The 23,631-nt window shown below is 65.4% G+C and carries 23 protein-coding genes and 1 pseudogene; 20 read left to right on the top strand and 4 right to left on the bottom strand.

What is annotated here, in order from left to right:
* Positions 1 to 122 precede the first annotated feature (122 nt).
* The 9 genes and pseudogenes from odhB to J0L98_RS16190 all read left to right on the top strand — a co-directional run.
* Positions 123 to 926, top strand: a pseudogene (odhB, locus tag J0L98_RS16230) (2-oxoglutarate dehydrogenase complex dihydrolipoyllysine-residue succinyltransferase); the annotation flags it as partial.
* An 81-nt stretch (positions 927 to 1,007) separates the two neighbouring features.
* On the top strand, positions 1,008 to 2,429 hold the full coding sequence (gene lpdA / locus J0L98_RS16225; RefSeq protein ID WP_296412849.1) for a dihydrolipoyl dehydrogenase: 1,422 nt from the start codon (positions 1,008 to 1,010) through the stop codon (positions 2,427 to 2,429).
* Between the two features lie 109 nt (positions 2,430 to 2,538).
* Complete coding sequence (zapE, locus tag J0L98_RS16220) at positions 2,539 to 3,651, top strand: cell division protein ZapE (RefSeq protein ID WP_296412848.1); 1,113 nt, start codon at positions 2,539 to 2,541, stop codon at positions 3,649 to 3,651.
* Entirely contained in the window at positions 3,617 to 4,447 is an 831-nt protein-coding gene (locus J0L98_RS16215) for a hypothetical protein (protein ID WP_296412847.1), read from the top strand. The genes zapE and J0L98_RS16215 overlap by 35 nt, the downstream gene beginning before the upstream one ends.
* 22 nt (positions 4,448 to 4,469) lie before the next feature.
* Positions 4,470 to 6,425 (top strand): ATP-dependent DNA helicase, encoded by a 1,956-nt coding sequence (locus J0L98_RS16210; protein WP_296412846.1) that lies wholly within the window; start codon positions 4,470 to 4,472, stop codon positions 6,423 to 6,425.
* A 157-nt stretch (positions 6,426 to 6,582) separates the two neighbouring features.
* Positions 6,583 to 7,941, top strand: coding sequence for a hypothetical protein (locus tag J0L98_RS16205; RefSeq protein WP_296412845.1), 1,359 nt, complete (start codon positions 6,583 to 6,585; stop codon positions 7,939 to 7,941).
* Between the two features lie 105 nt (positions 7,942 to 8,046).
* Positions 8,047 to 8,334, top strand: coding sequence for a putative quinol monooxygenase (locus J0L98_RS16200; protein ID WP_296412844.1), 288 nt, complete (start codon positions 8,047 to 8,049; stop codon positions 8,332 to 8,334).
* 22 nt (positions 8,335 to 8,356) lie between these two features.
* A complete protein-coding gene (locus J0L98_RS16195) occupies positions 8,357 to 8,986 on the top strand; it encodes a cyclin-dependent kinase inhibitor 3 family protein (RefSeq protein WP_296412843.1) in 630 nt (209 codons plus the stop codon).
* 21 nt (positions 8,987 to 9,007) lie between these two features.
* Complete coding sequence (locus tag J0L98_RS16190) at positions 9,008 to 9,721, top strand: hypothetical protein (RefSeq protein ID WP_296412842.1); 714 nt, start codon at positions 9,008 to 9,010, stop codon at positions 9,719 to 9,721.
* A 21-nt stretch (positions 9,722 to 9,742) separates the two neighbouring features.
* On the opposite strand, the gene sugE is transcribed toward J0L98_RS16190, so the two are convergent.
* Together sugE and J0L98_RS16180 are read right to left on the bottom strand one after the other, a co-directional pair.
* The gene (gene sugE / locus J0L98_RS16185; RefSeq protein ID WP_296412841.1) at positions 9,743 to 10,057 is read right to left on the bottom strand and encodes a quaternary ammonium compound efflux SMR transporter SugE; all 315 of its coding nucleotides are present in this window, start codon (positions 10,055 to 10,057) and stop codon (positions 9,743 to 9,745) included.
* A 141-nt stretch (positions 10,058 to 10,198) separates the two neighbouring features.
* A complete protein-coding gene (locus J0L98_RS16180) occupies positions 10,199 to 11,125 on the bottom strand; it encodes a LysR substrate-binding domain-containing protein (RefSeq protein ID WP_296412840.1) in 927 nt (308 codons plus the stop codon).
* 96 nt (positions 11,126 to 11,221) lie between these two features.
* Here J0L98_RS16180 and J0L98_RS16175 point away from each other — a divergent pair, with 96 nt between their 5' ends.
* Genes J0L98_RS16175 through J0L98_RS16155 form a run of 5 tightly spaced genes read left to right on the top strand, consistent with a single transcriptional unit; the run spans position 11,222 to position 14,908 of the window.
* Positions 11,222 to 11,665, top strand: coding sequence for a PaaI family thioesterase (locus J0L98_RS16175; RefSeq protein ID WP_296412839.1), 444 nt, complete (start codon positions 11,222 to 11,224; stop codon positions 11,663 to 11,665).
* A gap of 6 nt (positions 11,666 to 11,671) precedes the next feature.
* Positions 11,672 to 12,352 carry a glutathione S-transferase N-terminal domain-containing protein gene (locus J0L98_RS16170; RefSeq protein WP_296412838.1) on the top strand — a complete coding sequence of 227 codons (681 nt, stop codon included), beginning with the start codon at positions 11,672 to 11,674 and terminating at the stop codon, positions 12,350 to 12,352.
* 8 nt (positions 12,353 to 12,360) lie between these two features.
* Positions 12,361 to 12,978, top strand: a complete 618-nt coding sequence (locus J0L98_RS16165) for a DsbA family protein (RefSeq protein ID WP_296412836.1) — start codon at positions 12,361 to 12,363, stop codon at positions 12,976 to 12,978.
* Between the two features lie 10 nt (positions 12,979 to 12,988).
* Positions 12,989 to 14,206: an MFS transporter gene (locus J0L98_RS16160; RefSeq protein WP_296412834.1), complete on the top strand. Its 1,218-nt coding sequence runs from the start codon at positions 12,989 to 12,991 to the stop codon at positions 14,204 to 14,206.
* Positions 14,207 to 14,257: 51 nt separating this feature from the next.
* Complete coding sequence (locus J0L98_RS16155; RefSeq protein ID WP_296412833.1) at positions 14,258 to 14,908, top strand: DsbA family protein; 651 nt, start codon at positions 14,258 to 14,260, stop codon at positions 14,906 to 14,908.
* A gap of 37 nt (positions 14,909 to 14,945) precedes the next feature.
* Here J0L98_RS16155 and J0L98_RS16150 read toward each other — a convergent pair whose 3' ends face one another.
* Entirely contained in the window at positions 14,946 to 15,380 is a 435-nt protein-coding gene (locus tag J0L98_RS16150) for an SRPBCC domain-containing protein (protein ID WP_296412832.1), read from the bottom strand.
* 702 nt (positions 15,381 to 16,082) lie between these two features.
* Between J0L98_RS16150 and J0L98_RS16145 the strand changes: the two genes are divergently transcribed.
* From J0L98_RS16145 to J0L98_RS16120, 6 genes are all read left to right on the top strand, one after another.
* Entirely contained in the window at positions 16,083 to 17,144 is a 1,062-nt protein-coding gene (locus tag J0L98_RS16145; protein WP_296412831.1) for a PDDEXK nuclease domain-containing protein, read from the top strand.
* Positions 17,145 to 17,169: 25 nt separating this feature from the next.
* A complete protein-coding gene (gene mobB, locus J0L98_RS16140; protein ID WP_296412830.1) occupies positions 17,170 to 17,664 on the top strand; it encodes a molybdopterin-guanine dinucleotide biosynthesis protein B in 495 nt (164 codons plus the stop codon).
* Positions 17,661 to 18,884 (top strand): gephyrin-like molybdotransferase Glp, encoded by a 1,224-nt coding sequence (glp, locus tag J0L98_RS16135; protein WP_296412829.1) that lies wholly within the window; start codon positions 17,661 to 17,663, stop codon positions 18,882 to 18,884. Before mobB ends, glp begins: the two co-directional genes overlap by 4 nt.
* Complete coding sequence (gene moaD, locus J0L98_RS16130) at positions 18,881 to 19,135, top strand: molybdopterin converting factor subunit 1 (protein ID WP_296403681.1); 255 nt, start codon at positions 18,881 to 18,883, stop codon at positions 19,133 to 19,135. Before glp ends, moaD begins: the two co-directional genes overlap by 4 nt.
* A 2-nt stretch (positions 19,136 to 19,137) precedes the next feature.
* Positions 19,138 to 19,599, top strand: coding sequence for a molybdopterin synthase catalytic subunit MoaE (gene moaE / locus J0L98_RS16125; RefSeq protein WP_296412828.1), 462 nt, complete (start codon positions 19,138 to 19,140; stop codon positions 19,597 to 19,599).
* Between the two features lie 290 nt (positions 19,600 to 19,889).
* On the top strand, positions 19,890 to 23,000 hold the full coding sequence (locus J0L98_RS16120; protein WP_296412827.1) for a PAS domain S-box protein: 3,111 nt from the start codon (positions 19,890 to 19,892) through the stop codon (positions 22,998 to 23,000).
* Positions 23,001 to 23,042: 42 nt separating this feature from the next.
* Here the strand turns inward: J0L98_RS16120 and J0L98_RS16115 are convergent.
* The coding region (locus J0L98_RS16115) for a TRAP transporter large permease subunit (protein WP_296412826.1) at positions 23,043 to 23,631 on the bottom strand (589 nt) is incomplete at its 5' end.

Below are 23,631 nucleotides of genomic sequence, written 5' to 3'. Positions count from 1 at the left end.
AAATCTCCACGAGGTGTTGTTCGGCAGTTCGTTGTAGATACCCAGGATCAACTTGCGGAACTCTACGATGTCAAATGTCGTGATCGAACCCGAGCGGTTAGCGTCGGCAGCGATCATTTCCCGGTTCCGGCCGTGGCGGCCGTGTGACCAAGGAAGACGCTGTCGCCGCCCAGGCCAAGCCTGCGGCCGCCGCTGTGGCTCCCGCCGTGGCAGTCGCCTCCGGTGACCGTGCCGAGCAGCGCGTTCCCATGACCCGTCTGCGCGCCCGTATCGCCGAGCGACTGATCCAGTCCAAGAACGAAAACGCCATCCTGACCACCTTCAACGAAGTCAACATGGCGCCGGTCATGGCCCTGCGCAAGCAGTACGCCGACAAGTTCGAGAAGGCTCATGGCGTGCGCCTGGGCTTCATGGGCTTCTTCGTGAAGGCCGCCGTCGCCGCCCTCAAGAAGTTCCCCATCCTGAACGCCTCGGTCGATGGCAACGACATCGTCTATCACGGCTACATCGACATCGGCATCGCGGTTGGCTCCCCCCGTGGTCTGGTGGTGCCCATCCTGCGTGACGCCGACCAGATGTCGGTGGCCGACATCGAGAAGAAGATTGCCGAGTACGGCCAGAAGGCCAAGGACGGCAAGATCTCCATCGAAGAGCTCACCGGTGGCACCTTCTCGATCTCCAACGGTGGCGTGTTCGGTTCCATGATGTCCACCCCGATCATCAACCCGCCCCAGTCCGCGATCCTCGGCATCCATGCCACCAAGGACCGTGCCGTGGTCGAGAATGGTCAGGTCGTGGTGCGTCCGATCAACTACCTCGCCATGTCCTACGATCACCGCATCATCGACGGTCGCGAAGCCGTCCTCGGTCTGGTGACCATGAAGGAAGCCCTGGAAGATCCGGCCCGTCTGCTGCTCGACGTCTGATCTTACTGACCTGAGGCACGGCCGCGGCAGCTTGTCTGCCGCCGCCGTGCCTTGTTTCAATCCGAACAAGGAAGAAAACACATGGCGAAGCAATTCGACGTTCTGGTCATCGGCGGTGGTCCCGGTGGCTATGTGGCTGCAATCCGCGCCGCGCAACTCGGTTTCAACACGGCCTGCGCTGAATCCAATCCCTACGCCGACCCGAAGGGCGAGCCCCGTCTGGGCGGGACCTGCCTGAACGTGGGCTGCATCCCGTCCAAGGCGCTGCTGCACACCTCCCACCTGTTCGAGGAAGCCGGTCACGCCTTCGAAGAGCAGGGTATCTCCGTCGGCACCCCGAAGATCGACGTGGCCAAGATGATCGGCCGCAAGTCCAAGATCGTCGAGCAGCTCACCGCCGGTATCAAGGGCCTGTTCAAGAAGAACAAGGTCACCTTCCTGGCAGGCCATGGTGCATTCGTCGGCAAGACCGACGCCGGCTGGCAGGTCAAGGTGGGTGAAGAGGTGGTCGAGGCCAAGCAGGTCATCGTGGCGACCGGCTCCACCGCCCGTCACCTGCCGGGCATTCCCGTGGACAACAAGCTGGTGTGCGACAACATCGGCGCCCTCGACATCGATGCGGTTCCCAAGCGTCTCGGCCTGATCGGTTCCGGGGTGATTGGCCTGGAGATGGGCTCCGTCTGGAATCGCCTCGGTTCCCAGGTGACCATCCTTGAAGCGATGGACAGCTTCCTCGGTGCCGCTGATCAGGATCTCGCCAAGGAAGCCCTCAAGCTCTTCACCAAGCAGGGCCTCGACATCAAGCTGTCCGTCAAGGTCGGCAAGGTTACGGTCGGCAAGAAGTCGGTTACCGTCGAGTACGAGACCAAGGACGGCGCCCAGAAGGCAGAGTTTGACCGCCTGATCGTTTCTGTCGGTCGCGTGCCCAACACCGCCGGTCTTAATGCAGAAGCGGTTGGTCTGAAGATCGACGAACGGGGATTCATCGAAGTCGACGGTCATTGCAAGACCAGCCTGCCGGGCGTTTGGGCCGTGGGTGATGTGGTGCGTGGCCCGATGCTGGCCCACAAGGCAATGGAAGAAGGTGTGATGGTTGCCGAACTGATGGCTGGTCAGGCAGGCCACTGCAACTTCGACACCATCCCTTGGGTCATCTACACCTCCCCGGAGATCGCCTGGGTGGGCAAGACCGAGCAGCAGCTCAAGGCCGAAGGCGCCGCTTACAAGGTCGGCAAGATCCCCTTCATGGCCAATGGCCGTGCCCTGGGTGCCGGAACGCCGGCCGGTTTCGTGAAGATGATCGCCGATGCCAACACCGACCGTATCCTCGGCGTGCACATAATTGGCTCCAACGCTTCCGAGCTGATTGGCGAGGCCGTGGTGACCATGGAGTTTGCCGGTGCGTCCGAAGATCTGGCCCGCATCTGCCATGCTCACCCGACCCTGTCGGAAGTCGTCCACGAAGCCGCACTGGCGGTGGACAAGCGTCCTCTGCACTTCTGATCGCTGGGGGCCGGTTCGCCGGCTCCTGCGTCAGCCGGGGGTGGTCAGGCGTAAAATGCCTCACCACCCCCGTTTCCATCCGTAGCACCCATAAGAACATTTCACGAAGATGCCCCATCGAATCCTCAAGGTAGCCGAACACGGCATGCTCGACGCCTACGACGCCACCCTCAAGGCGCGTGGCTTCAAGTCCGACCCGGCCCAGCGTGCCGCCGCCCAGCGCCTGCAGGGCCTGTACTCCGAACTGGTGTTCTTCAAGGCGGCAAGGCGAGGCACCATTCGCAAGCTGCTGTCCCGGCCGAAGCAGCCGCGCAGCGTCTATTTCTGGGGCGGTGTCGGGCGTGGCAAGAGCTTTCTGATGGACTGCTTCTATGATTCGGTGCCTTACCAGCGCAAGCGCCGGGTGCACTTTCATGCCTTCATGCAGGAAGTCCAGAACGACCTGAAGAACCTCAACAACGAGGCGGATCCCCTGCAAAAGGTGGCTGACCGTATCGCCCGCCAGACCCGCCTGCTGTGCTTCGATGAATTCCATGTGTCGGACATCGCCGACGCGATGATCCTCGGTCGCCTGCTGGAGGCCCTGTTTGCCCGCGGGACCATCTTCGTGATGACCTCCAACTACCCGCCGGATGGCCTGTATCCCAACGGCCTGCAGCGCATCAACTTCCTGCCCACCATCGACATGATCAAGCGTCGCTTCGACGTGGTCGAGGTGGATCACGGCACCGACTACCGCCTGCGCACCCTCGAGCAGATGGATGCCTTCCTGGTGCCGGGCGACGACGCGGCCGACAAGCACCTGGCCACCGACTTCGAGAAGATCGCCGGCACCAAGGGCGCGCCTGGCGAGATCGAAGTGCTCGAGCGCAAGCTCAAGGTCCAGCGCATTGCGCCGGGGGTGATCTGGTTCGACTTCGATACCCTGTGCGCCGGCAACCGCTCCCAGAACGACTACCTGGAGATCGCCCGGGAATACCACACCCTGATCCTCTCCCGCGTGCCGAAGATGAGCGCTGCCATGGCCTCCGAGGCGCGGCGCTTTACCTGGCTGATCGACGTGCTCTACGACCATCGGGTCAAGCTGCTGGTCAGTGCCGAATGCCAGGCCTACGATCTTTACGTGGAAGGGCGTCAGGCCAGCGAGTTTCACCGCACCGTGAGCCGTCTCATCGAGATGCGTTCCCGTGATTACCTGGCTGAAGCCCACCGGGTGGACTGAAACGCCGATGCTCGGGCGTTACGCCGGTCTTCTCCTTGCTCTCTCGGCCGTCTCCCTGTCTGCCATTGCCGATGGTCGCCTCGAGATCATCACCCTGCGCCATCGCAGCGCGGCGCAGATCGTGCCGGCCTTGCGGCCACTGGTGGAGCAGGGCGGTGCCTTGAGCACCCTGGACGACAAGATCCTGATCCGTGTTTCGCCGGCCAACCTCGCCGAACTGCAGGCCGCCATCGCGGCCCTCGACACGCCGCTGCGGCGGCTGGTGGTGTCGGTGCGGCAGGATCGCAACAGTGAAGGGCAGGGGGCGGGCGTTGGTCTGTCGGGCAGGCTGGAGCCGGGGCGCAGTGCCATCCGCATCGAGGGCGGGGCAGGGCAGTATCGGCAGGCCGAAGGTGTCAGTCAGCAGGTCCAGGTGGTCGAAGGAGGCCGCGCTCTGATCCGCGTCGGGCACGCTCTGCCCGTGCCCATGCGTGAATGGCGCCCCAGCGGAAGCGGCTGGCAGGCTGTCGACAGCGTGCGCTACACCGACGTGGGCAGTGGCTTCCTGGCCTCGCCCCAGCTCGTCGGTGAGCGGGTGAACATCGAGATCGCGCCAGGCATGGAGCGCGTGGGGGCCGATGGCGTCATCGAGACCCGCCGGTTGTCCACCACCATCAGCGGGCGGCTGGGGGAGTGGATTCCCCTGGGCGGGAGTCAGACCGACACGAGCCGCTCTACTCAGGGCACCGCCGGCATCGGTCGGGACAGCCGCAGCAGCCAGGCCGACGTGTGGCTGCGGGTGGACGTGGTCGAGTGAGCGCAGCATTGCCGGAACATCCATGAACGTAGAAAAAGCCTTTGCCGCCGACGGCCCCCTGGCCGCCGCCATTCCCGGTTTCAACCCGCGGCCGCAGCAGATCGAGATGGCCGAGCACATCGCCGCCACCCTCAAGGACAACGGCGTGCTGGTGGCCGAGGCCGGCACCGGCACCGGCAAGACCTACGCCTACCTGGTGCCGGCGCTGCTGGGCGGCGGCAAGGTGATCATCTCTACCGGCACCAAGACCCTCCAGGATCAGCTCTTCAACCGGGATCTGCCCACCATCCGCGCCGCCCTCAAGGTGCCGGTGGGCGTGGCGCTCCTCAAGGGGCGCGCCAACTACGTGTGCCACTACCACCTGGCCCGCAACCTGGTGGACGGGCGCTTCACCACTCCCGAGGACGCCGCCCACCTGCGCGCCATCGGGCGCTTCATGGAGATCAGCCAGAGCGGCGACAAGGCCGAATGCCCCGAGGTGCCCGAGGATGCTGCCGCGTGGATGTTTGCCACCTCGTCCCGGGACAACTGCCTGGGTCAGGAGTGCCCCAACATCAAGGAGTGCTTCGTGGCCGCCGCCCGTCGCGCCGCCATGGATGCCGACGTGGTGGTGGTCAATCATCACCTGTTCTTTGCCGACGTGATGCTCCGCGACGAAGGCATGGGCGAGCTGCTGCCCTCCTGTAACGCGGTCATCTTCGACGAAGCCCATCAGCTCCCAGAAACCGCCAGCCTGTTCTTCGGCGAGAGCGTGTCCACCTCCCAGCTCCTCGAGCTGGCCCGGGACACCCGCTCCGAAACCGTGGCCGCCGCCCGGGACTGTCTCGATCTCATCGAGGCCACCCGCAAGCTCGAAAAATCTGCCCGCGATCTGCGCCTGACGGTCAATGCCGAGAACGCCCGCTTCGGCTTTGCCCAACTGGAAGACAACAAGCCCTTCCATGAAGCGGTCGAAGCCCTGGATGCCGAGCTGACCGGCTTTGGCGCCATGCTCGAAACCCAGGCCGAGCGCTCGGAGGGTCTTGCCAACTGTCTGCGGCGCACCCAGGAGCTGCAGCAGGTCCTGGCCCGCTGGCAGCGCCCCGAGGGGACAGACTGGGTGCGCTGGGTCGAGGTCTTCAGCCAGTCCCTGGCCCTGCACGCCACGCCCCTGTCCATCGCCAGCATCTTCAAGCGCCAGATGGATGGCCACCCGCGGGCCTGGGTGTTCACCTCGGCGACCCTCGCCGTCGGCCGTGATTTTGGCCACTACTGCCGGGAGCTTGGCCTCCACTGGGTCGAGCCGCCCATTGATACAGCCGTGTGGGGCAGCCCCTTCGACTACCCGCAGCAGGCCGTGCTGTATGCCCCCCAGAACATGCCCGAGCCCAACAGCCCGGAGTACCCGGATGCAGTGGCAGCGGTGGCTTTCCCCCTGATTCGGGCGGCCCAGGGCCGTGCCTTTGTGCTGTGCACCTCCCTGCGGGCCATGCGGCGCATTCACGAAGTCATCGCCGAGAAGCTGGAGCGGGAGAAGCTCAAGCTGCCCCTGCTCATCCAGGGGGAGGGCTCGCGCACCGAGTTGCTCGATCGCTTCCGGCGCCTGGGCAATGCCATCCTGGTGGCCAGCCAGAGCTTCTGGGAAGGTGTCGATGTGCCCGGCGATGCCCTGTCGGTGGTGGTCATCGACAAGCTGCCCTTCGCCCCGCCCGACGACCCCGTGCTTGCTGCCCGCATCGAACACATGCAGAAATCCGGCCGCAATCCCTTCATGGAATACCAGCTCCCGCGCGCCGTCATCAACGTCAAGCAGGGCGCCGGCCGGCTTATCCGCACCGAGCAGGACAAGGGTGTCCTCGCGATCTGCGATCCTCGCATGCTTACCAAGCCCTACGGCAAGCGGGTCTGGCAGAGCCTGCCGCCCATGCGCCGGAGCAAGGTGGAGGCGGAGGTGGTGGCCTTTCTTGAACAGCTACCGCCGCCAGCCAGCCAGGGCTGACAGGCGTAACCCCGGTCACGCGTGGAGGTTGCAGGGGATTGTGGGGGCGACTTCAGTCGCCCGCGGACTGTGATCGTCGGCCGGCCTTGACCTGCGCAAAGGGATGGCCGGCCCCGGCTTGCTAGAATCATCCGCGTCCATTCCAGGGAGCCCGTCCGTGCCCGCCAAGTCCGCCGCCATGCCCCCCGATGCGCTCGCCCTGATTACGAAGGCCCTGAGCTCCGGTGACTGTTCCGGGACCGCCGAAGCGCTCAATGCGGGTTGCCCCTGTGTCTCCCTGGACCGCCAGGCGCTCCTGGATGCCCTGGCCCGGGATCCGCGGGATGGTGCCCTGCAGGCCTTGCTCGCCGAGTCCCGCCCGCACCTCTTTGCCGACGCCATGGCCTTTGTCTCGGCTCGTCATGTGGAGGCCATGGCAGCACTGGTCGCAGCCATTGAACGGGTGGTGGCCCTGCCGGCCTGGCAGGAGGCCGTGCTTGGCTGGGCGCCGGCGATGGCACGGCAGACGACGGCCGCCGCAGGCGTGTTCCTCGGATACGACTTCCACCTGGGAGAAGGCGGCCCGCGGCTCATCGAGATCAACACCAATGCCGGCGGGGCGCTGCTCAACGCCATTCTCGGCCGCGCCCAGCGTGCCTGCTGCCCCGAGGTGGCCCAGGTGATGGACGCGCTACCCGACGCGGCCAACGACCTGGAGACCCGCTTCGTGGACATGTTCCGCAGCGAGTGGCGCCTAGTGCGGGGCGACGTGCCCCTGCGCACCATCGCCATCGTCGACGAGGCGCCCCAGGGCCAGTACCTGTTGCCCGAGTTCCTGCTCTTCCAGCGCCTGTTCGAACGTCATGGCATTGCGGCCCGCATCTGCGATCCGGCCGAGCTGGTCCATTCGGCGGAGGGCCTCACCCTCCACGGACAGCCCGTGGATCTGGTCTATAACCGCCTCACCGATTTTGCCTTCGAGGCGGCATCCAGTGCTGCCCTGCGCAGCGCCTGGCTGGATGGTTCGGCGGTGATCACCCCCCATCCCCGTGCCCACGCCCTGTACGCCGACAAGCGCAACCTGGTGCTGTTGTCCGATCCCGGGGCTCTGCGTCGCCTGGGCGTGGATGAAGCCACCGTTGCCATTCTGGGCGAGGGCGTGCCCCACACCGAGGCGGTCGGCCCGGCGCGCGCCGATGATCTTTGGGCGCGTCGGCGGCAGTTGTTCTTCAAGCCTGCCTCCGGTTTCGGCAGTCGGGGAACCTACCGGGGCGACAAGCTCACCCGGCGGGTCTTTGGCGAGATCCTCGCCGGCGACTATATTGCCCAGGCCCTGGTGCCCCCGTCCGAGCGCCGTCTGGAGGTGGAAGGGGCCGCGGTGGATCTGAAGATGGATTTGCGCAACTACGTCTACCGGGGCGAGGTGCAGCTCGTCACTGCACGCCTCTACCGGGGGCAAACCACCAACTTTCGCACGCCGGGGGGCGGCTTCGCGCCGGTTCTGGCGGTGCCTTGCGGTTTGCCAGGCGGCGGTTAGCGCACCCGCCGGGCTTCTCTTGGAGAGGCCTTTCATTGACACTGCATCCCTGACGGATCAGGCATGGCCATCCCGGCCCCGCCACCCATTCACCGGAGTCTTTCCATGTCACTCAGCGTCGTCGCCACCATTTCCGCCAAACCCGAGTTCCGCGCCGAGGTTCGCCAGGCCCTGGATCAGATTGTCCCGCCCAGTCGTGCCGAAGCGGGTTGCCTGCAGTACGACCTGCACATCACCCGCGACAAGCCGGACAGCTTCGTGATGATCGAGCGCTGGCAGGACGATGCCACCCTTGACCGCCACATGGCCACACCCCACTTTGCGGCGCTGGTTGCGGCCATTGATGGCAAGGTCACCGGCGTGGACATCGTCCGTCTCGATCCCGCATCCTGAGCACGGGGCTCATCAACAGCCGATGTCCGGTCGCCTCCGGGAAGAGATCTGGCAGAATCGGGGTATCGTCATTTGGCAGGCTACGAGTCTGACGGCCATGACCGGAGTACGCACCAGCCACACCCACCCCCTGCAGATCGCGGAGGTGCGTGCCAGCCCGTCCCACGGCCGCATCGGCATCACCTTCTGCCCCGGCAAACACGATCAATGGGCAGCCACCGGCGCCTGGGCCCGTGATCTGGGCGTCGATCTGGACGCCATCGCCGCCTGGGGGGCGCGCTTGGTGCTGACCCTGGTGGAACCTGTGGAGCTCCTGTCCCTCCGGGTTCCCCTGCTGGGCCATGAGGTGCATCGGCGGGGCATCCTCTGGCGCCACCTGCCCATTGCCGATTTCAGCGTGCCCTGCCACGACTTCGAGCGGCAGTGGCTGACGCAAGGGCAGGAGATCCGCAGTCTGCTGCGGGGCGGTGAGGACGTGCTGGTCCATTGCAAGGGCGGCCTGGGCCGTGCCGGCATGATCGCGGCGCGGCTGCTGGTGGAGCTGGGCATGGACCCGGAACAGGCCATTCGTGACGTGCGCCGCGCCCGTAAAGGCGCCATCGAAACCTCGTCGCAACTGGCCCTGGTCCGCCGTACCCAGCCGATTCCCTGACGCTCCGGGCCCCGACCTGCCATGATGAACACCGCCGACCCCTGCGTGATCGATACCGCCCGCCTGCAGCGCGTGGGCGGGCAGCGGGGCAGCAATGCGGCCGGCATCTATGCGGACGACAGCGGCCGGCGCTACTACGTGAAGACCCTAGAATCCCCCGCCCATGCCCGCAACGAGTGGCTGGCGGCCCAGCTCTACGGCCTGGCCGGCGCCCCCATCCTGCCCTACGTCCGTACCGAAGCGCCAGACCAGATCGCCACCGAACTGCTGAGCCTCGACAAGAAGCACGTCTCCCTGCTGACCGAGCGCGAACGCCGGCAGGCCCAGCACTGGTTGGGTGTGCACGCCTGGACGGCCAACTGGGACGCGGCCGGCTTTGACGGAGACAACCAGGGCGTCATCGGTGGCACTGTGCTGACCCTCGACGTGGGCGGCGCCCTGGAGTTTCGGGCCGGTGGCGACCCCAAGGGCAAGGCCTTCGGGGACCATGTGGGGGAACTGGACAGCCTGCGCCGCAACCCGGACAACCCCCACGCCTGCCGGCTGTTCGGCGACATCAGCCCCTCCGATCTCGAGGCCGCCATCCGCGTCGTCACCGCCATCCCCGACGAACGCATCCGTGATCTGATCCGTGAGTGCGGTGGCCGCCCTGCACTGGCGGACAAGATGATCGCCCGCAAGGCCGACATGGCGTTGCGGCTGCAGGGTGCCGAGAGGCCTGGTCCGGAGGGCTGAGGCTGCGGCAGGAGGCCACGCTCAGGCCAGCAGCTTCAGTCCGGCGATGCCTGCCACGATCAGCCCCACGCAGATCAGCCGGCCAGCGCCGGCCGGCTCTCCGAACAGGATGATGCCGAGCGCCACCGTACCCACCGCACCGATGCCGGTCCAGATGGCGTAGGCGGTTCCTAGGGGGAGGGTGCGGAGCACACTGGCAAGCAGCAGCAAGCTCGCGAGCATCGACGCCAGGGTCGCGACCGAGGGCCACAGCCGTGTGAAACCTTGGGTGTATTTGAGCCCAATGGCCCAGCCGATCTCCAGCAGACCGGCGAGAAGAAGTGTAAACCAAGCCATGACGCACCTCAGCATGCGGGGCGGGTCGTCCCAGCCGGGTTGTGTCTGACGTGAGGTCGTCCCCACGTGATGGCACCACGGATTCTATCCATGCCCGCCCGGAGCAGCAAGGCAGCCATGCGGGCCGCATGGCTGCCCGGACTACCGGGTCACCGGCAGCGCGTCGGTGTGCCGTGCTTCGGCCACAATCCAGTCGATCAAGGCCTGAGTTTCCTTAGATGGAGTCCGGTCGCGCTGCAGCAGGCAGAAGACCTTGTTGGACGATGGGCCGGGCTGCAGTGTCGGCAGCGCAAGGAGGCGGCCATCCTCCAGCATCGGGTGGATGAACTGGCTGCGCCCCAGGGCAATGCCCTGGCCGGCAATTGCAGCGTGAATCATCTGGTCGAAGAGATTGAAACGGACGATGCCCTTCGGCCTGACCCCCGACCAACCCTGCATGTCGAGCCAGGCTTCCCACTGCCAGCACGGGGAGGCCACACCTTCAAACTGGAGCAAGACCGAGCGGGCGATGATCTCCGGGTCGTCCAGCCTGGTAATGCCGAGGCTCGGGTGCGCCACCGGAAAGATGGTCTCGCCAAACAGCCGTCTGGCGCCGGTGGGCATGGCCTCTCCGGCGCAATAGCGGATGGCGATGTCCAGGCCTTCCTGGCGTAGGTCAACGATGTTGTTATTGGCCGAAAGGCGCACTTCAACCTTGGGGTGTAGCTGCTGGAAGCCGGGCAGGCGAGGTAGCAGCCACAGCCCGATGAAGGCGATGCTCGCCGTCACGGTGACGGGCTGCTGCGCTGTGCTGGCCTGCAGCGCGCCGATGCCGTCCTGTAGCTGTTGCATGGCATGGTCGGCAACCAGGAACAGCCGTTCCCCCTCGGGTGTGAAGTGGATGGCCCGGTGCGCGCGTTCGAACAACTTCACGCCCAGGGCCGACTCCAGCCCGCGGATCTGCCGGCTGATGGCGGATTGGGTCAGGAACAGATCTTGGGCGGCGAGGGTGATGCTCATGCGTCGCCCAACCGCGACGAAGCCGCGCAAGAAATCGATCGAGGGGATTCTGGAAAGGGCAATTGACATTCTCTGGACTCATGTAAAGGGCCGAAAAACTCGTTTGTACGGCACCGATACATGAATTCTAATCCGTTCAGTTCCCCCTTCCTGGAGACGTTGGACATGGCCCACATTTCAGACCCCCACTTCGCCGAGCGTATCCGTGCCAGTTTTGAGCGGCAGAACGCCATGCACCTCATCCAGGCCTCGCTACCGGTCGTGGAGCAGGGCCGCACCGAGATCCATCTGCCCCACTGGCAGGGTGTGGAGCAGCAGCACGGCTTCGTCCATGGCGGCGTGGTCGGCATGATCGCCGACTCGGCGGCCGGCTATGCAGCGATGACCATGGTGCCGGCCAACGCCTCGGTGCTGACCGTGGAGTTCAAGATGAACCTGATGGCACCCGCCGATGGGGAGAAGCTTATCGCCCGGGGCGCGGTGGTCCGCTCCGGCCGCACGCTGATCGTGACCCAGGCCGAGGTGTTTGCGGTGAAGGAGGGCAGGGAAACCCTCTGTGCGCTGATGCAGCAGACCATCATGGTCATGCACGGCAAGGTCGAGAAGTAGAGGGCCATGATCGACCTGTATAGCTGGCCGGCGCCCAACGGGCACAAGGTGCAGATCCTGGTGGAGGAACTGGGCATCCCCTACCGGCTCATCCCCATCGACATCACCCGGGGTGCGCAGCGCGAGGCCAGCTACCGGGCCATCAATCCCAACGCCCGGATCCCGGCCATCGTCGATCACGCCCCGCTGGACGGCGGCGCGCCCGTCACCGTGTTTGAGAGTGGTGCCGTGATGCTCTACCTGGCCGAAAAGGAAAGGCGCTTTATCCCCACCGATCCGCGAGGCCGCCTGGAGATGCTGCAATGGCTGTTCTGGCAAGTGGGTGGGCTCGGGCCGATGATGGGGCAGGCCCAGCACTTCTTCCGCTACGCGCCCAGCCCGGTGCCTTATGCCATCGGGCGCTATCAGAACGAGACACGACGGCTGCTCAAGGTGCTCGATCAGCGCCTGAGCGGCAGGGATCATCTTTGCGGTGATTACTCCATTGCCGACATGGCCTGCTTTCCGTGGATACGCATCCACTCACTCACCGGCGTGGCCCTGGATGACTTTGCCAATGTCCAGGCCTGGTATGGCCGGGTGCGCAGCCGGCCAGCGGTCGGGCGGGGGGTGGATTTGCTGCGGGAGCGCTGGGTCGATGTCTCCACCTCCGCGGAGGCCAGACAGAACCTTTTCCGGGTGGAATGATCTTGCCCATGCACGAACACGACGAACAGGCGGTTGATGCCTTCATCGACCTGTGCAGCCCCTATTCCTACCTGGCGCTCAAGCCGGCCCGCCTGCTGGCGGAGCGTAGTGGCTGCCGCTTTGACTGGTGGCCGTTCATTACCGATTTTCGTGCCGCCTACGGCGGTGAGGTCGAGGCGCGCTCCAGCCGCGACATGGCGAAGGTCAGGTATCTGTACATGGATTGCCGCCGGCTAGCCACCCGGCAGGGGCTCACCATCCGTGCCACCACCAAGCTATGGGATGCTACCCTCGGCAGCCAGGCCATGTTGTTTGCCAAGTCCAGGGATCGCCTGTGGGAATTCTGTGACCCGATGTTGACGGCCTTCTGGCGTCGTGAGTTCGATCTGGAGTCCCATGCCGAGATTGAGACTGCCCTTGCTTCGGCCGGGCTGGGCGTGCAGGACTGGCGTAACTGGCTATCAACCTGCGCGTCGGCCGAGCTGGCTGCCGCCCTGGCCCGGGCGGAGGCCCTCGGCGTGTTCGGCGCGCCGTCTTTCATCTACCGGGGCGAGCTGTTCTGGGGGAGCGACCGGGTGGACCTGCTTGCTGCGACCCTGAACCCGGCAAAGCCCTGGTGCTTCTGAGTTTCGGTCCATGTTCCGTTCCCTGCGCACTCCCAAAGTCCTGCTCACCACCTTGCTGGCCGCCGGGATCCTGGCCATCACCATGGGCCTGCGCCAGTCGCTCGGCCTGTTCGTCAGCCCGATCAATAGCGCGACGGGCCTGGGCATTGCCACCATCAGCTTCGCCATGGCCATCGGCCAATTCACCTGGGGTGCCATCCAGCCGGTAGCCGGTGCCGTGGCCGACCGCTACGGGGCACGCCCGGTGCTGCTGGCTTCCGTGCTGCTGCTGGCCTTGGGCTGTGCTGTCACGCCCTTCATGGGCTCGGGCTTCGGCCTTATCGTCGCCATCGGTCTGCTAACCCAGGTTGGCGCTGGAGGTGCCAGTTTCTCGGTGCTCATCGGTGCCGCGGCCCGGCGCCTGCCTGTTGAGGCGCGGGGTAGCGCATCCGGGGTGATCAATGCCGGCGGCTCCTTCGGCCAGTTCCTGTTCGCCCCCATCCTGCAGAAGCTCATTCAGACCGTCGGCTGGATGAACACCATGTGGGCCATGGCCTTGATGGCCCTGGCCGCGCTGCCCTTGGTGGGGCAGCTTACCCGGCCGGTGGCAACACCGCCGCCGACCCATGCGGAAGCCGATCAGGGCGTGATGCGCGCCATTCGTGAGGCGATGGCCGACCGCAGTTACCTGCTTCTGCATCTGGGCTTCTTCACCTGCGGTTTTCACATCGCTTTTCTTGTCACCCACCTTCCCGGCGAAGTGGACCTATGCGGCCTGCCGCCGTCTGTCGCCAGCTGGTCGCTGGCGATCATCGGCCTGGCCAACATCCTGGGCAGCCTCTACGCGGGTTCGTGCGTGTCGCGCTATCGCAGCAAGTACGTGCTGGCCGTCATGTACGGCTCCCGTGTCGTGCTGGTTGGCGGCTACCTGCTCCTGCCATCCTCACCCCTGACCTTCTACGTGTTCGCCGCCGGTCTCGGCTTTACCTGGCTGGCCACGGTGCCCCCCACCGCCACCCTGGTCAGCAAGCTCTTTGGCGTGCGCTACCTGGGTACGCTGTTCGGCCTCACCCTGCTGTCCCACCAGATCGGCGGCTTTCTGGGGGCCTGGCTGGGGGGCCTGGCCGTGGTCGAGTTCGGCAACTACAACTGGATGTGGTACGCCGACATGGCCCTGGCCGCCATGGCGGCGGTGATCAATCTGCCCATCCGCGAGGTGCGGGTCGAGGGCCCGGCGCTGGCCAGCTGACACCTTCCTCACGTGCGTTTCGCCCCCTCTGCATCCGCTCCGGAGCCTGTCTTGACCCTAACCCAACCCGCAGCCGACGCCATTCTCCATTTTGACGTGATCTCGCCCTGGGCCTTCCTGATGGACCAGGCCCTGCGCCGGGAGCCTTTGCCCATCGCACTGGCGCGGCGTCCGGTGCTGTTTGCTGGCTTGCTCAACGTCTTTGGTCACAAGGGGCCGGCGGAGATTGAGCGCAAGCGCCGCCTCACCTATGAGCTGTGCACCTGGACCGCGCAGCAGCAGGGCCTGCCCTTTTTGATGCCGTCGGTGCATCCCTTCAATCCGCTCCGCTACCTCCGCCTGATCGTGGCCCTGGACTGCATTCCGCAGGCGGCGTCGGCTGTGTTCGACCAGCTCTACACCACCGGTTGCGACCCGGACAGCCCGCAGGCCTGGCAGGCCGTGCTTGAGCGCCTGGGCATGACCGAAGCCGATGCTGCCTTTCGGCTGGCGGCTCCTGAGGTCAAGGCCGCCCTCAAGGACAACACAAGCCGCTCCGCCGCCGCGGGCGTGTTCGGCGTACCGACCATCACCCTCGGCGAGAGGCTGTTCTGGGGGCTGGATTCCCTGCCCATGCTGCGGGCCTGCCTGCGCGGCGACCCCGCACTCGACTCACCCGCCATGCAGGCTGCAGCGCAGGTCCGCTTCGGCGCGTCCCGCTAGCCTGAGGTCTATGCTGCAGGATGCCGGCGCCCGCCGATCATCCGGGGTGTTTGTCCAGGCCCAGCTCGGCGCCCAGACGGTCGAGATTCTCTTCGTTGGCGGGCGCGACGATGTGGGCAACGGCCCGGGCGACCGAGGGGTCGGAGAACGCCTGCACCCACTCGAGCCGGGTTCCATCGTCAAGAGGCTCAAGGGTGATGGTGAGCTCGAAGACGGGCGGGCAGATGTGCCGGATCACCACCAGGCGATCGGCCTCGATGCGGGAGAAGACCGACTCATTGGGATAAACCGTACCGTCCGGGCCGATCATGCTGAAGATCCACCGGCCGCCCGGCTGGAACTCGAACACTTCGAAGCGGTTGGAAAAGCCATTCGGCCCCCACCATCGGGCAAGACGCTTTCCGTCCTTGACGGCGGCGAATACGTCGGCTGGCTTTGATGGGAAATGCCGGGTTGTGCTGAACGGGGTCATGAGGTGTTCCGCGTGGGGGTGTGATAGGCCGTCTGCTGACGGAGTGTACGCAATCGCCATGTGGGCGCCTATGGTGAGTTCGAGTGCGAGCAGCGACCCTCGGCAGTCCATCCTCTGCCCACTCGTGATCCAGATCAAGCGCCTTGGGTCTGTCGGGCTTTGAGGTGGGGGGGAGGTTCATTGGCTATGTTCGCGTTTAGTGTGGAAAGCGTCTTTGCCACGCCAGGCAAGGCTCTCCAGGCCCGGCTGGCTGTTACTGGCTGGCGCTCCGGTGTTTGGGATGACCTTAGGCGAGCACCGGCGGTTCGCTGGCTTCCAGCGAGCTAATACCCTGCGTCGTGCACCAGTCAGGGCAGCACAAGGCCGCGGACGATGCCCACCTGACCTTCCGTGATCGGGGATTCTCTACACAGTGTGTAGAGATTTGAGCTGGAGCTACCTGCCTTTGATCATGCGCATGGGCTCTCCCCAGGCCATTGACGACCGCCTGCGTGGTTGCCGAGTCCATGAAGAGGTCCAACGAGGCTGCGATGGAGTCGACCCCACTCGCTCACCTGTTCGGATTCCCCTGTCTTGCTACAATCCGGCGCCTGTCCGCCCACATTTCCGCGCCGTGCCACACTATCCGCCATCCATCATTGTTCGCCATCCCGATTGCCGGCCTGGGGTGTGTCGTCAGTACCTGACTGCGTCTGACGCGCCATGACCTTCGCACCCTCCGGATCACCCGGCAATCAGGCTCCGCCGGATCTGCTGGATGCCTTGCGTGGTCTGATCGTGCAGGCTCGCCAGCAAGTGCTGCGCCAGGTGGATGTGGTGCAGGTGCAGACCTGCTGGCAGATCGGCCGACACATCGTCGAGTTCGAGCAGGGCGGTCAGGCTCGCGCGGCCTATGGAAAGCGCCTGCTGCCGCAGCTGGGGCAGGCCTTGACGCGGGAATTCGGCAAGGGCTTCGATGCCTCAAATCTGCGTTACATGCGCCTGTTCTATCAGGCATTTCCAAAGTGTGACGCGCTGCGTCACGAATTGAGCTGGACCCATTACCGGGTACTGACCCGGGTGGAAAGCGACGAGGCGCGCCAGTGGTACATGCGCGAGGCGGCCGTTCAGAACTGGAGTTCGCGGGCACTCGAAAGGCAGATTGGCACGCTGTATTACGAACGCCTGCTGCTGAGTCAGGACAAGGCCGCAGTGACCGCCGAGGCTGATATGAATCTGGCCGCCCTTGCGCACTCGCCCCGCGCTTTTGTGCGCGATCCGGTGGTGCTGGAGTTTCTGGGCCTGCCGAATGCAGGCAAGCTGCTGGAGTCCAGTCTTGAACAGGCGCTCATGGACAAGCTGCAGGGCTTCTTGCTGGAGCTGGGCAAGGGCTTTGCCTTCGTGGCACGCCAGCAGCGCATCAGCACCGAGAGCAAGGATTTCTATGTGGACCTGGTGTTCTATAACTATCTGCTCAAGTGCTTCGTGCTGATTGATCTGAAGACCGGCGAGCTGACGCACCAGGACATCGGGCAGATGGACATGTATGTGCGCCTTTACGACGATCTTCGGCGTGGCGCGGATGACAACCCGACGGTGGGCATCCTGCTGTGCGGCAACAAGGACCAGTCAGTCGTGCGGTACTCGGTGTTGCACGAGAGCGAACAGATTTTCGCCAGCAAGTACCGCCTGGTGTTGCCCAGCGAGGACGAACTGCGCCGGGAGCTTGAACGTGACCGTCAGGATCTCGAAGCACAGAGCAACGATATCGGCGACACTGAATGATCCAGCAGGAGCACAGCACATTCCCATGAAAGTCTTCGGCCTCGCCGGCTGGTCCGGCTCCGGCAAGACCACCCTGATTGAGCGGGTGATCCCCGAGATCACTGCCCGTGGCCTGCGCGTCTCGGTGATCAAGCATGCCCACCATGGCTTCGACGTGGACAAGCCGGGCAAGGATTCCTGGCGGCACCGGGAGGCCGGGGCGGGGGAGATCCTGCTGGTGTCCGATGAGCGCTGGGTGCTGATGCACGAGATGCGCGGCGCGCCCGAGCCGGATCTGGGCGCCCAGCTGGCCATCCTGTCGCCCTGCGATCTGGTGCTGGTGGAGGGCTTCAAGGACGTGCCCATCCCCAAGATCGAGATCCATCGCCCGGCCCACGGCAAGGCGCTGCTCTACCCCGACAACCCGGCCATCGTGGCCATTGCCACGGACGCGGATCTATCGGCGCCCTTGCCCTGTCTCAATCTCAATGATCCGGCCGCCGTGGCCGCCTTCATCCTTACTCATCAAGGGCTTTCATGAATTCTTCCCTGCGTCCCTTCGACGAGGTGCGTGCGGCGCTGCTGGCCGCCGCCGAACCGCTTGCCGACATCGAGCAGGTGCCCACCGCCGAGGCCCTGGGCCGGGTGCTGGCCCGGGCCCAGGTGTCCGGCCTGCAGGTGCCGCCGCTGGACAATTCCTCAATGGACGGCTACGCCGTATGCGCCGCGGATGTGGCAGCCCCCGGCGCGCGTCTGCGGGTGGGGCAGCGCATTCCCGCCGGCAGCGTCGGTCATACCCTGGAGCGGGGCACGGCCGCGCGCATCTTCACCGGCGCACCGATTCCCCATGGGGCGGATGCGGTGGTGATGCAGGAGCTGTGCACCGTGGAGGGCGGCGATGTGCTGATCAACCATGTGCCCCGGGTTGGCGAGTGGATCCGCCGGGCCGGCGAGGACATCGCCCTGGGTGCCACCGTGCTGGCCGCCGGGGTGCGCCTCAACCCGCAGATGCTGGGCCTGGCCGCGTCGGTGGGCTGCGCCACGCTGCCGGTGTTCCGGCGCCTGCGGGTGGCGCTGTTTTCCACCGGCGACGAGCTGGTTATGCCCGGCGAGCCCTTGCCGCCAGGGGCCATCTACAACTCCAACCGCTACGTGCTGCGCGGCCTGCTGGAAGCCCTGGGCTGCCAGGTGTGCGACCTGGGCATCGTGCCCGACAGCCTGGAGGCCACCCGGGCTGCCCTGCGCAGCGCGGCGGGCAGCAACGATCTGATCGTCACCAGCGGCGGAGTATCCATGGGCGAGGAGGACCACATCAAGCCGGCGGTCAGCGCCGAGGGGCGTCTGGATTCCTGGCTGGTGGCCATGAAGCCCGGCAAGCCGGTGGCCTTCGGGCGGGTCAATGATCCGGCCGGCGGTCCCGGTGCGGCCTTCATCGGCCTGCCCGGCAACCCGGTGTCCAGCTTCGTCACCTTCATCCTGCTGGTGCGGCCCTTCGTGCTGCGCGCCCAGGGCGTGGTGGATTGCCTGCCGAAGGCCATCCCCCTCACCGCCGCCTTCGAGTGGCCCCGGCCCGACCGGCGCCGGGAGTTCCTGCGGGCGCGGATCGCCGATGATGGCCGGGTTACGCTTTTTCCCAACCAGGGGCCGGGTGTGCTCACCTCCACGGTATGGGCCGACGGCGTCATCGACAATCCGGCCGGGCAGGCCATCGCGGCCGGCGACCGGGTGTCATTCATCCCTTATTCCGAGCTGTTGTCATGAGCGTCAAAGTCCTTTACTTCGCCAGCCTGAGGGAGACCCTGGGCTATTCCCACGAAACCCTGACCCTGCCCGAGTCCGTCTCCACCATTGGCGCCCTGCGGGGCCACCTGGCCCGGCGCGGCGGCGCCTGGGAGGCCCTGGGTGAGGGGCGCAACGTGCGTGCGGCGATCAACCAGGAGATGGTCGGGCCTGAATCGGCCGTTGCCGATCGGGACGAGATCGCGTTTTTCCCCCCCGTGACCGGAGGTTGAAGATGAGTGTCAGCGTTCAGGAAGCCGATTTCGATGTGGGGGCCGAGACGGCGGCCCTGTCCGCCGGGCGCCTGGACGTGGGGGCGGTGGTCACCTTCGTCGGCCTGGTCCGGGCCGACAAGCTGAGTGGGGCCGGGAGCGAGGTGTCGGCGATGACCCTCGAGCACTACCCCGGCATGACCGAGAAATCCCTCGAGGCCATCATCGCCGAGGCCGGCGGGCGTTGGCAGCTCCAGGGCGTGCGCGTCATCCACCGCTTCGGCCGCCTGCTGCCGGGGGAGCGCATCGTCTTTGTCGGGGTGGCCAGCGCCCACCGGGGCGATGCTTTCGCCGCCTGCGAGTTCATCATGGACTACCTCAAGACCCGCGCCCCCTTCTGGAAGAAGGAAGACACCCCTGAAGGCGGGCGCTGGGTGGATGCCCGCGAGGCCGACGACTCGGCCGCGGCGCGCTGGATGACGTAGCGTCCGCCCGCGCGGGAACGGCCGAACGCTCGGTCCGGCCCCTCCCAAGCTCAAGGGCAAGGCCCGCAGTTGCGACCCGATGGGCCTGCGTGCCCAGGGGCCTCATTTCGGAAGTGGGCACCGTGTTTCAGCACTGCCCTGACCCGGCTCCCCCCGGATGGATCCGAACGGCCGCCGTGCCGTGTGTCAAGCCATTGCCGCCTCGACGGGGATATAGTGGCGGTGTCGTGCACCACGGCGGGCGTCGCTGGTGCGCTTCGACTGCAACGGATCACCGATGAGCGAGAGGCATGATTCGCGACACTCCCCCTTTGCAACCGGATGCCACCTTCCGTTTCGCGCTGACTGAAAAGGCGCCGCGGATCCTGAGCGTGGATGCCGGCGTGACCGGCCTGCTCGGCTATCCACCCGAGGCTTTCCTTGAGGGTATCGTGACCCTGCCGGGGATTATTCATTCGGATGATGCCGATCTGGCGGCGATCCTGTTCTCCCCCCGGTCGGAGGTTTGCAATCTCCGGCTGAGGCGTGCGGATGGCCGGATCATTTGCATCAGGGTGAGCGCCCGAGTCGAGTCCGGGACACAAGGGTGTCTTCTGGATCTGATGCTTCATGATGCCAGGCGCCTTCCCCGGACAGTGGCGGCCATACCCGGAAGCGGGCCCCTGGCCGTCATGCTGGAGAACTCCGACGATTTCATTTTCTTCAAGGACCGCAACCATGTCATCACCGGGGCCAGCCGGTCCCTGTGTGCGCTGTGTGAGCGGCTGGCCCAGCGCTCCGACCTCGTTGGCTTGACCGACTACGACATTTTTCCGGAGGCGTACGCCGACATCTACTATCGCCTGGAGAAGCAGGTCTTCGCTACTGCCTCGTCGGTGCGGGAAGTGCAGGCCTACGAGAATCCGGACGGCAGCACCGGATGGGTGGACAACCGGAAGTACCCCGTCCGCAATGAGCAGGGTGAGATTGTCGGCCTCTACGGCATCGCCCGGGACATCACCGAGATGCGGCGGCAGGAGCAAGCCCTGCGCAACAGCGAGCAGCGCTTCCGTTCCCTCTTCGAGAACACCACGAACATTGCGGTTCAGGGCTACGACAGGCATCGCCGGGTCATTTTCTGGAACCGGGCGAGCGAGCAGCTCTATGGCTATTCCCGGTCGGAGGCCCTGGGGCAGCAGCTGGAAGACCTGATCATTCCGGACGCCATGCGCGAGGAGGTTGTTGCCGCAATCACTGCCTCTGCATCGGGTGGGCCGGCGATACCGCCTGGCCAAATGACCCTGCGACGCAAGGACGGCACCACGGTCACGGTCTATTCCAGCCATGTGCTGCAGGCGGGGGCGGATGGCCCGGAAATGTACTGCCTCGACATCGATCTCTCCGAGCGACTGCACGCCGAGGCCGCGCTGCGCCAGGAACGCGATCTCAACCAGCGCTATCTGGATACCACCCAGACGCTGATGGTAGCCCTGGATACCTCGGGCTGCATCACCATGATCAACCGGGCCGGACAGGAACTGCTGGGCTATACCGAAGCCGAGCTTCTCGGTCGCAACTGGTTCGCCACCTGTGTTCCCCAACCGGATGGTGTCGCACGGATGCTCCCAGCCTTCCTTGACATGATGGCCCGCAAACCGACCGTCCTCGAGGGCCATGAGAGCCCCGTTCTGACCAGGGTCGGGGATTTGCGATTGATCGGATGGCGGCGCACCTATCTTGCGGACAATTCCGGTCAGGTCATCGGAACGCTCAGTTCAGGGGCCGACATCACCGAGCGCAAGCAGATCGAGGAGGCGCTGCGTGCCCGCGAACGCTACCAGCGCGCCGTGCTGGACAACTTCCCCTTCATGGTCTGGTTGAAAGACCGGGACAGTCGCATCCTTGCCGCCAACACAGCCTATGCAAGGGTGGCTGGCATCCCCACGGCCGACGATCTGGTCGGCAAGACCGATCTTGATTTCTGGGCGCCGGCCGTGGCAGCTCAGTTCATGGGCGACGATCAGGCGGTGCTGCGCGATGGGCAACCCAGGACCGTTGAGGAGGAGATCGATGCCGCGGGCCAGCGGTGCTGGCTGGAGACCTACAAGTCGCCCGTGGAGCTGGACGGGAAGATCATCGGCACCGTCGGCTTTGCCCGGGACATCACCGACCGCAAGCGTACCGAGCTGGAGCTGGCGCGTCACCGGAACCATCTGGAGCAGCTCGTCGAGGCCCGCACGACGGATCTGTCGGTGGCCAAGAACGCCGCCGAGGCGGCGAACCGGTCAAAGAGCACCTTTCTTGCCAACATGAGCCACGAGCTACGCACGCCCATGAGCGGGATCATCGGCATGCTGACCCTGGCCCGACGCCACATGGCGGATGCGGCCGGCCTGGATCACCTGGATAAGGCGCGGCGGGCGGCGGATCACCTGCTCGCAGTGCTCAATGACATCCTCGATATTTCCAAAATAGAGGCCGGCAGGATGCATCTGGAGGATGCCCCGCTGGAAATCGGCAGCCTGCTGGACAAACTGATGTGTGTACTGGGTCAGAAGGCGGCCGAGAAAGGTCTGCGCCTCGAAGTGGACCTCCCGGTGAGGCTTGCCCGGATGCCACTGCGGGGTGATCCCTTGCGCCTCTCCCAGGTGCTGATCAACCTGGTCGGGAATGCCATCAAGTTCACCGAGCAGGGCGAGGTCACCATACGGGTCTGGCTGATGGACGAAACGCCGAGCGATGTCCGGGTCCGCATCGAGGTTTGCGACTCCGGCATCGGTATCAGCGCTGATGCCCAGCGGCGCCTGTTCAAGGCCTTCGAGCAGGCCGACAACTCGATGACCCGCCGTTACGGCGGAAGTGGTCTCGGGCTTGCGATCACCAAATCCTTGATTCAGTTGATGAGGGGAGAAATCGGCGTTGAAAGCGCCGCCGGGCGGGGCAGCACCTTCTGGTTTGCAGTGCGCCTGTCGAAGAATAGCGATGCACCCGCCGATGCCGTTGATGCCCATGTGACGAGTCCGGCGGGAAGACAGATCCAGAGCAGGCATGCGGGCGCGCGCATCCTGCTCGTCGAAGACGAACCCATCAACCGGGAGGTCGCCCTTTTCATGCTGGAGGATGTTCACGTCGTGGTCGATCTTGCCGAAAATGGGCTGCAGGCCCTGCAGATGGCCCGCGAAACGCCCTATGCATTGATCCTGATGGATATGCAGATGCCGAGAATGAATGGCATCGAATCTGCCCGGGGCATCCGCGCAGACTCCCTCAACCGCGATTCACCCATCATTGCCATGACCGCCAACGCCTTCGCCGAGGATCGCAAGGCGTGCCTGGAAGCAGGTATGAACGACTTCCTCAGCAAACCCGTCGAGCCGGAAAAGCTCCTGGAGACCATGCTGAAATGGCTCTCCCGGCGATGAGCCGGATCATGCCGCGGCGACCACTCCCCGAGACGGGTTGTCCTATCCGCCGAACAGTCCCGGCAGCCCCGTTGCCAGCCAGGGCAGCCATGAGATCGCCAGCGCCCCCAGGAATATGGCCAGCAGGGCCGGCAGTACCGAGATGGCAATCTCCTTGACCGGTCGGGCGAACATGGCCGAGGCGAAGAAGATGTTCATGCCGGCCGGCGGGCACAGGAAGCCCATCTCCATCACCGCCAGGAAGATCACGCCGAAGTGTACGGGGTCGATGCCATAGCTCAGGGCCACCGGCAGCAGCAGGGGCACCAGCACGACGATGGCGGCGTAGATCTCCATCAGCGCGCCGGCCAGGAACAGGAAGGCGTTGAGGGCGACCAGGAAGGCGAACTTGTTGGGCAGGGCGGCCTGCACCCATTCCACCGCGGCGTCGGGGATGCCGGCATCCACCAGATAGTTGGTGAGCCCCAGGGCCATGCCCAGGATCACCATCACGCCGCCGATCACCTGGGTGCAGTCGGCCAGGCAGCGGCGCAGCAGGGGCCAGTCCAGCTCCCGGTGGGCCACCGCCTGGGTGAGGATGGCGTAAGCCGCGGTGAGGGCCGCGCTCTCGGTGGGGGTGGCCAGGCCGCTG

This window comes from Zoogloea sp. (assembly GCF_017302315.1).
In the GTDB taxonomy this organism is placed as follows: domain Bacteria; phylum Pseudomonadota; class Gammaproteobacteria; order Burkholderiales; family Rhodocyclaceae; genus Zoogloea.
This window is presented reverse-complemented; position numbering and strand designations above follow the sequence as displayed.